The 6,188-nt window shown below is 73.5% G+C and carries 5 protein-coding genes; 1 reads left to right on the plus strand and 4 read right to left on the minus strand.

Annotated elements, in window-relative coordinates; translation table 11 throughout:
- Window positions 1-30: 30 nt before the first annotated feature.
- A complete protein-coding gene (truB, locus tag J7523_RS06140) occupies window positions 31-918 on the minus strand; it encodes a tRNA pseudouridine(55) synthase TruB (protein ID WP_291883693.1) in 888 nt (295 codons plus the stop codon).
- A gap of 92 nt (window positions 919-1,010) precedes the next feature.
- Entirely contained in the window at window positions 1,011-1,595 is a 585-nt protein-coding gene (locus J7523_RS06145) for a TetR/AcrR family transcriptional regulator (RefSeq protein WP_291883672.1), read from the minus strand.
- A 71-nt stretch (window positions 1,596-1,666) separates the two neighbouring features.
- Between J7523_RS06145 and J7523_RS06150 the strand changes: the two genes are divergently transcribed.
- Window positions 1,667-3,136: a DHA2 family efflux MFS transporter permease subunit gene (locus tag J7523_RS06150; protein WP_291883675.1), complete on the plus strand. Its 1,470-nt coding sequence runs from the start codon at window positions 1,667-1,669 to the stop codon at window positions 3,134-3,136.
- Between the two features lie 63 nt (window positions 3,137-3,199).
- Here J7523_RS06150 and rbfA read toward each other — a convergent pair whose 3' ends face one another.
- Together rbfA and infB are read right to left on the minus strand one after the other, a co-directional pair.
- Window positions 3,200-3,640 (minus strand): 30S ribosome-binding factor RbfA, encoded by a 441-nt coding sequence (rbfA, locus tag J7523_RS06155; protein ID WP_291883677.1) that lies wholly within the window; start codon window positions 3,638-3,640, stop codon window positions 3,200-3,202.
- An 82-nt stretch (window positions 3,641-3,722) separates the two neighbouring features.
- Window positions 3,723-6,188, minus strand: a 2,466-nt coding sequence (gene infB / locus J7523_RS06160) for a translation initiation factor IF-2 (RefSeq protein WP_291883681.1), incomplete at its 5' end; no start/stop codon positions are given.

A 6,188-nucleotide genomic window follows, 5' to 3' on the forward strand; every position in this document is an offset into this window, starting at 1 on the left:
GGCGCGCGGGAGCCGCCGGGCCGACGACCATCAGGCCGGGGCGAACACCAGCGTCGGCCGGACCGTCGGGCCGCGCGTCTCGACGAGCGCGACGAGCTCGCCGTCGGGCGAGAGCGCCGCGACCGTCCCCGCGGGGGTGCCCGCGACGGGCGCGATCGTCTGGCCGTACGACAGCGCGCGTGCCTCCTCGGCGGTGAGGTCGCGAACAGGGAACGTGGCGCGCGCTGCGGCGGCCAGCGGCAGCACCGTGAGCGGCACGTCGTCGGGCGTGGCGGCGAGCTCGTCGAGCGTGCGGGCGACCTCGAGCGCGTACCCGCCGACGCGCGTGCGCCGCAGCGCGGTGAGGTGACCGCCGACACCGAGCGCGGCGCCGAGGTCGCGCGCGAGCGCCCGTACGTAGGTGCCCGACGAGCACACGACCGTGACGTCGACGTCCACGACGGGCGTGCCGTCCGGCGCCTCGGCGCGCCGCAGCCCGCCCACGTCGAACCGCGAGACGGTGACCTCGCGGGCCGCGAGCTCGACGGTCTCCCCCGCCCGGACGCGCGCGTACGCCCGCTGGCCGTCGACCTTGATCGCGGAGACGGCGCTCGGGACCTGCGCGATCGTGCCCGTGAGCGTGGCGGCGGCGTCGTGCACCGCGGCGTGCGTGACGGACGACGCGTCGACCACGTCGAGCGTCTCGCCCTCGGCGTCCTCCGTCGTGGTCGTCACGCCCAGCCGGATCGTCGCCGTGTACTCCTTGTCGGCGCCGACCACGTACGTGAGCAGCCGCGTCGCGCGGCCGATGCCGACGACGAGCACACCCGTGGCCATCGGGTCGAGCGTGCCCGCGTGGCCGACCTTGCGGGTGCCCGCGAGGCGGCGCATCCGGGCGACGACGTCGTGGCTCGTCCAACCCTGCGGCTTGTCGACCACGACGACGCCGTCGGGTGCCGTGGGGCGGCGCGGCCTGTCGTTGCGGGGCGCGTCGTTGCGGGGCTCGTCGGAGCGGGGACGGGCCGCGCCCGTCACGTGTTCCGCTCCTCGATGGCCTCGATGGTGCACTTCACGAGCGCGTCCATGCCGGCGTCCTCACCGGTGTGGTCCGCGGCACCGACCGCGAGCAGCACGTTGATCAGCATGCCCTGGGCGACGAACCGCCGGGCCTCGTCCTCGTCCGCCCCCGACGCCTCGCTGAACAGCCGGAACGCCTCGCCGAGGGTGTGCCGGGCGATCCGGCCGACCTCCTCGTCGGTCCCGGCGATGAACCCGTGCATGAGGAGCAGCAGCAGCTCCCGGTCGGTGAGCAGGCCCACGTACGCGTCGCCCATCAGCCGACCGGCGTCCGGCCCGGGCTGGACTCCCCGCAGCGCGGTGAGCACCTGGTCGCTCGCCTGCCGGTACGTCTCGACGAAGAGCTCACGCTTGGAGCCGAACAGGCGCACGACGTACGGCTGGGACACCCCGGCGGCACGTGCCACCTCGTCGGTGCTGGCGGTGTAGCCCCGCGCGGCGAAGACGGTGCGGGCGGCGGCGAGGATCTGGTCGCGCCGAGCGGCACCCGTCATGCGCTGGGCCACGGGGGCGTCGGCGACCACGTTCTGCTGCGACATGTTGACATGTTATCAGCCGATGCCTACGGTCGCTCTTGTTAGTAATCACTCAATGCCAACAAGGAGCCACCGTGACCATCGCGCCCTCCGCCCCACCCCGGTCCGCCGTCACGTCGGCTGCGACAGACGCGCCCGGCCGGCTCCGGGCCCGCCGCACCGTGCCCGTCGCCGTGGCCCTGGTCGCCGCGTCGCTCCCGATGTTCATGGCGACCCTCGACAACCTCGTCATGACGACCGCGCTGCCCGTCCTGCGGACCGAGCTGTCCGCCTCGCTCGAGCAGCTGCAGTGGATGGTCAACGCCTACACGCTGGCCTTCGCGAGCCTGATGATCGCGGCCGCGACCCTCGGCGACCGCTTCGGGCGCCGGCGCGTGTTCGTGATCGGCATCTCCGTCTTCGCCCTCGCGTCCGTCGCGTCCGCGCTCTCGACGAGCGCCGAGATGCTCATCGCCGCCCGCGCGCTGCAGGGCGCCGGCGCTGCCGCCGTCATGCCGCTGTCCCTCACGCTGCTCGCCGGTGCCGTGCCCGCCGCCAAGCGGGCCATGGCGATCGGCATCTGGGGCGCCGTGTCCGGCCTCGGCGTCGCGCTCGGGCCCGTGATCGGCGGCGCCGTCGTCGACGGCATCTCGTGGGAGGCCATCTTCTGGATCAACGTGCCCGTCGCGATCGTGGCGATCCCGCTCGTCCGCTGGGCGCTGCCCGAGTCGCACGGACGCCGCCAGCGGCTCGACGTGCTCGGCCTCGTGCTCGCCGGCACCGGCGTGCTCTCGCTCGTCTGGGCCATCATCCGCGGCAACGACGACGGGTGGGGCTCCGCCCGGGTGATCGGCGGCATGACGCTCGGCGTCCTCCTGCTCGCCGGGTTCCTGCTGCGCGAGTCCCGCACCGACCACCCGCTCGTGCCGCTGCGTCTGTTCCGCGTGCGCTCGTTCAGCATCGCCAACCTCAGCGCGCTCGCGTTCTCGATCGGCGTGTTCGGGCTCGTGTTCCTGCTCTCCCAGTACCTGCAGATCGGGCTCGGCTACACCCCGCTCGAGGCCGGCGTCCGCACGCTCCCCTGGACCGCCGCACCCATGCTCGTCGCACCGGTCGCAGGCATGCTCGCACCCCGCATCGGCGTCCGGCCGCTGCTCGCCTCCGGGCTCGCCCTCCAGGCCGCGGGCCTTGCCTGGCAGGGGTTCCTCGTCGGTCAGGGCGGCATCGTGTACGCCGACCTCGTCCCCGGGCTCGCGCTCGCCGGCATCGGCATGGGCCTGACGTTCGCGCCGTCCGCCACGGCCGTCCTCGCCGACATGGCGCCTGACGACCACGGCACCGCGAGCTCGGTGAACTCGACCATCCGCGAGATCGGCGGAGCGCTCGGCATCGCCGTCCTCGTCGCCGTGTTCCAGGGTGCGGGCGGCACCCTGACGCCCGACGGGTACGCCGCCGGCCTGGAGCCCGCGGCCTACGTCGCCGCCGCGATCGTCGCGCTCGGGGCGCTCGTCACGCTGGCGATGCCGCGCAGCACCGGGCGCGTGACGCAGACGGTCGACGTCTGACCCACCGCTGCACGACGAAGCCCCGGGGACCGCGACAGGTCCCCGGGGCTTCGTCGTGCAGCGTCAGGCCTCGGCGGCGTCCTCGTCCTCCGGGTGCCGGTACGGGTCGGCGTCCCCGGCGTACGACGCCTTCGACGCCAGCGCGGCGACCTCGGCGTCCCGGCGGGCCGCCTCGACCAGCGCGGCGTCGAGGTGCGCGGCCGTCTCGGGCACCGCGTCGAGGTGGAATGCGAGCGTCGGCGTCAGACGGATGCCCGTCTGCTTGCCGACCTCGGACCGGATGACGCCCTTGGCGCTCTCCAGCGCCTTCGCGCTGTCCGAACGGGCCTCGTCGTCACCGTAGACCGTGTAGAACACGTCCGCGTGCTGCAGGTCGCCCGTGACGCGGACGTCCGTGACCGTGACGAACCCGAGGCGCGGGTCCTTGATGCGGGTGTCGAGCATCTGCGCGACCACCTGCTGGATGCGCTCCGCGAGCTTGCGGGCGCGTGCGGTGTCAGCCATCTGAACCGTCCTTCCTTCCGTGGTGACGCCGCGGGGCGGGCAAGGTCGATGCCTCACCCGCCCCGCGGTCAGCCGTCCGGGATCAGGCGCGAGGCTTCTCGCGCATCTCCCACGTCTCGATGACGTCCTCGACCTGCAGGTCGTTGAACGACCCCAGACCGATACCGCACTCGAAGCCCTCGCGGACCTCCGTCGCGTCGTCCTTGAACCGCTTGAGCGACTCGATCGTCAGGTTGTCCCCGACGACCTTGCCACCACGCAGCACGCGCGCCTTCGTGTTCCGGCGGATGAGGCCGGAGCGCACGATCGAGCCCGCGATGTTGCCGAACTTCGAGGAGCGGAAGACCTCGCGGATCTCCGCGGTGCCGAGCTGCACCTCCTCGTACTCCGGCTTGAGCATGCCCTTGAGGGCCGCCTCGACGTCGTCGATCGCCTGGTAGATGACCGAGTAGAAGCGCACGTCGACGCCCTCGCGGTCGGCCAGCTCCTCGACGCGCTCCGCGTACTTGACGTTGAACCCGATGATGATGGCCGAGTCGACCGTCGCCAGGTTGACGTCGTTCTGCGTGATCGCACCGACGCCGCGGTGGATGACCCGCAGGTCGACCTCCTCGCCCACGTCGATCTTGAGCAGCGCGTCCTCGAGCGCCTCGACGGCACCCGACACGTCGCCCTTGAGGACCAGGTTGAGCGTCTCGACCTTGCCCTGCTGCAGCGCCTGCGTGAAGTCCTCGAGGCTGATGCGCTTGCGGCGCTTGGCCAGGAGTGCGGCACGCTCGGCGGCCTCGCGCTTCTCGGCGATCTGCCGCGCCGTGCGCTCCTCGGGAGCGACGAGCAGCGTGTCGCCTGCGCTCGGCACCGACGCCAGGCCGAGGACCTGGACCGGACGGGCCGGGCCCGCCTCGGCGACGGCGTTGCCGTGCTCGTCGAACATCGCACGGACGCGGCCGTGGGCCGTGCCCGCGACGATCGCGTCGCCCACGCGCAGCGTGCCGGACTGGACCAGCACCGTCGCGACCGCACCGCGGCCCTTGTCGAGGTTCGCCTCGATGGCGACACCGCGCGCGTCCTTGTCGGGGTTGGCCCGCAGGTCGAGCGCCGCGTCCGCCGTCAGCAGGACGGCCTCGAGGAGCTGGTCGATGCCCATGTTCTGCTTCGCCGACACGTCGACGAACATGGTGTCGCCGCCGTACTCCTCGGCCACGAGGTTGTACTCGGTGAGCTGCTGGCGGATCTTGGCGGGGTTGGCCCCCTCCTTGTCCACCTTGTTCACCGCGACCACGATCGGCACGTTCGCCGCCTGGGCGTGGTTGAGCGCCTCGATCGTCTGGGGCATCACGCCGTCGTCCGCCGCGACCACGAGGATCGCGATGTCGGTGACCTGCGCACCACGGGCACGCATGGCGGTGAACGCCTCGTGACCCGGGGTGTCGATGAACGTGATCGCCCGGTCGACGCCCTCGTGCTCGGCGCGCACCTGGTAGGCACCGATGTGCTGGGTGATGCCGCCGGCCTCGCCCGCGACGACGTCCGTCTGGCGGATCGCGTCGAGGAGCTTGGTCTTGCCGTGGTCGACGTGGCCCATGACGGTGACGACCGGCGGGCGCGCCTGCAGGTCGTCGTCGCCCTCGGCCTCGAGCTCGGCGTCCAGGTCGATGTCGAAGGCCCCGAGCAGCTCGCGGTCCTCCTCCTCGGCCGACACCATCTCGATGACGTACCCGAGCTCCGCGGCCAGCGTGCCGAACGTGTCCTCGTCGAGCGACTGCGTCGCCGTGGCCATCTCACCGAGGTGGAACAGCACCGTGACGAGCGACGCCGGGTTCGCGTCGATCTTGTCGGCGAAGTCGTTCAGGGACGAGCCGTGCCGCAGCCGGACGACCGTGGAGCCGTTGCCGCGGGGGACGCTGACGCCGCCGAGCGACGGCGCCTGCATCTGCTCGAACTCCTGCCGCTTCGCACGCTTCGACTTGCGGCCACGGACGGGACGACCGCCCGCGCGACCGAAGGCACCCTGCGTGCTGCCGCGACCGGCACCACCCGGACGGCCACCGCCACCACCGGGGCGACCGGCGAAACCGCCGCCACCACCGGGAGCACCGCCGCCGCCGGGAGCACCGCCACCGGGACGACCGCCGTAGCCGCCCCGACCGCCGCCGGCACCGCCGGGACGACCGGCACCGGCCGGGCGCTCACCGGGACGACCGACACCGCTCGACGTGCGGCCGGGCATCATGCCCGGGTTCGGACGCGGGCCGCCGGGACGCGGACCGCCCGGACGGGGACCACCGGGGCGGTCGCCGGCCGAGGCCGCCGGGGCACCCTCGGGCGCCGGACGACGGTCACCGGGACGCGGCATCCCCTGGGACGGCGCGAACGGGTTGTTCCCCGGACGGGGGCCGCCGGGACGCGGACCGCCCGGACGCTCGCCCTGGCGGGGCATGCCCTGCGAGGGCGCGAACGGGTTGTTGCCCGGGCGCGCAGCGGGCCGCGGGGCCGGACGGGTGCCCGGAGCGGCCGGAGCCTGCGCGGCGGGAGCCTGCGCGGGGGC

It is taken from the genome of Cellulomonas sp., assembly GCF_017744555.1.
Lineage (GTDB): Bacteria > Actinomycetota > Actinomycetes > Actinomycetales > Cellulomonadaceae > Cellulomonas.

Bases quoted from the DNA above. Each gene is read 5' to 3' on its own strand.
- rbfA (WP_291883677.1), bottom strand. From the start codon at position 3,640: ATGGCTGACACCGCACGCGCCCGCAAGCTCGCGGAGCGCATCCAGCAG.
- J7523_RS06145 (WP_291883672.1), bottom strand. From the start codon at position 1,595: ATGTCGCAGCAGAACGTGGTCGCCGACGCCCCCGTGGCCCAGCGCATG.